The sequence below is a fragment of the Companilactobacillus bobalius genome (assembly GCF_009764355.1).
This window is the reverse complement of the sequence record NZ_LNUA01000070.1, coordinates 1-1,935: the sequence shown is the minus strand read 5'-3', so window position 1 is coordinate 1,935 and position 1,935 is coordinate 1. Positions and strand designations below refer to the sequence as shown.

The 1,935-nt window shown below is 48.1% G+C and carries 2 protein-coding genes; both read right to left on the bottom strand.

The features are described 5' to 3' along the window. Positions 1–329 (bottom strand): IS6 family transposase (locus tag ATN92_RS19705; protein ID WP_158106619.1); only part of this gene is annotated, 329 nt, incomplete at its 3' end. 150 nt (positions 330–479) lie between these two features. Then, positions 480–1,718 carry a glutamate--cysteine ligase gene (locus ATN92_RS19710; RefSeq protein WP_056950611.1) on the bottom strand — a complete coding sequence of 413 codons (1,239 nt, stop codon included), beginning with the start codon at positions 1,716–1,718 and terminating at the stop codon, positions 480–482. Positions 1,719–1,935 lie beyond the last annotated feature (217 nt).

The window sequence follows — 1,935 nt, the reverse complement described above, 5'->3', positions numbered from 1 at the left end:
TAATCACGATGTTTACGTAACTCAAAGTCTAGCGTTAATCCCTGATTGTCAATGGCGCGATACAAATAGCACCATTGACCTTTAACCTTGATGTAAGTCTCATCCACTCGCCAACTTTGAGAAGCTGAATGTTTATGCCGACGCCACAACACCTGAAAGATTGGTCCGTAGTGATGAACCCAGCGCATAATCGTTGTATGATGAACAGTAATTCCACGATCACGTAAAATCTCAACGACATCACGATAACTCAAATTAAATCTGAAGTAGTAGCCAACGGCTACTAAGATGATGTCCTTTTGAAAGTGGCGTCCCTTAAAGTGATTCATGCGCGCAATCCCTCGTTTCTTGGTACCAAGTATACTAAAATCAAGTCAGCGAGGAAAATTTGCACCAGAACCCTTATTAGTTGGTTTGTTGTTCGTCCGCCGATGTGCGTCCTAACGTGCCAACACGTGTGTACGCCGATTTCAGTATATTCAAGCATTAAAATGTGGTGTCGCAGCCAGCTGGAGTGCAAGTTGGGTTGCACGTTCGAGCGAATCGTTTGTTTGTTGTTCCCAGCGGGCCGCGAGTGTGTTGGCCGGGTCGTGCAGACTAGTTAAGATATGTTGGGCGACTTGCAACGCGTGTGGTTGATGTAAACTGGTAGCCATAGTTTGTAGCGCGTCAGCTAGTTGTTCGCCTTCAGTTAGCTGTCGAGTCACTTGCATGGGGGTTTCGATGGCAACTTGTTCGTTGGCGCGCTGACCCGCCTGAATCCAATTATCCGTACTAGCTGGCACTGGTAACCAGAGCATCAGTAAAACGAACCACGTTAAGCAGGTCAGTTGGGACAGATCAACGCCCGCACCGGCCCATGGGTTCAGGTCTAAGTTACGTAATTCCAAGTATTGAATCCCATTCTGACATAGTTGTGAATGACCACCGGCATGACGCAATCGAACCTGACCGTAAAATTCCTTGGTCGCACTTAATTTTCCATTATCAACGGCCGCTTGCAGTGTTTGACAATAGTCATTTAACGACGCGTACGAGACCGTAACACCCGGCCGATTGGTATACCCGCTAGAACTGTTGCGTAAGCTTCGAACGGGCTGGGCTGGTGGCGTAAGACCAGACTGTGGCCAGCAGCGTGGTGAGCAGCCATAAAGATACGTCAGTAGCCAGCGATAGTGCAAATAATTCTGCGCAATGTGCAGGTAACAGCGATTTTGAAAGGTAGTGAAATCACGACTATCTGTCTGGGCCTGATACAATCCCATCATCAGACTAGCCGCTAAGCTCACATTACAGTGAACACCTGACAACATTTGACGTCGTCGGCCATAGCGGTGAGCAAGTCCTTGTCGATAGGCGACAGCGGCCGCATCCAACTTAGCAATTGGAATATCCCGGTCTTCTCGTGGAAGTGTGGGCAGCATGCTTAGCGGCCAAATCAGTTCAGGCAGAAGCCTTTGCCGGACTTGTTGTGTGAGCATCGTTAAGGCGTGCAACGCAGCAACCGCACTTGCTTGCGGTTGGGTGACTAACTCCAACTGTGTCTCCGCAAAGTCCCGTTGCAGGCCGGACAACTCGATGATAAGTGTTGGTGATAATGCCGTATCCGCCAAATGACCGGTCACCGTTACCCGCTGGCCTTCCCGTTCCAGCCCAATCTGAACAATCTGTGCATTGATCAACGCCGTATTTTCCATTAATAATTGTTGCCACTCCATCCACTCACCTCGCTGATTCAATCTAAATTTATCGTAGCATAGTCCCGACCTTGGTTCACTGATTATGACCTATTATTTAGCTGACTTACCATTACGAAATGAGTTTCCGCGCGTCCCTGCTTGATCATCCAAAGGATCAAAAAAACGAGTACCCAGTATTACCGGGTACTCGTTTTTAGGGTAATAATATCGGGTCTAGAATTTTTGGTGTTGGAAA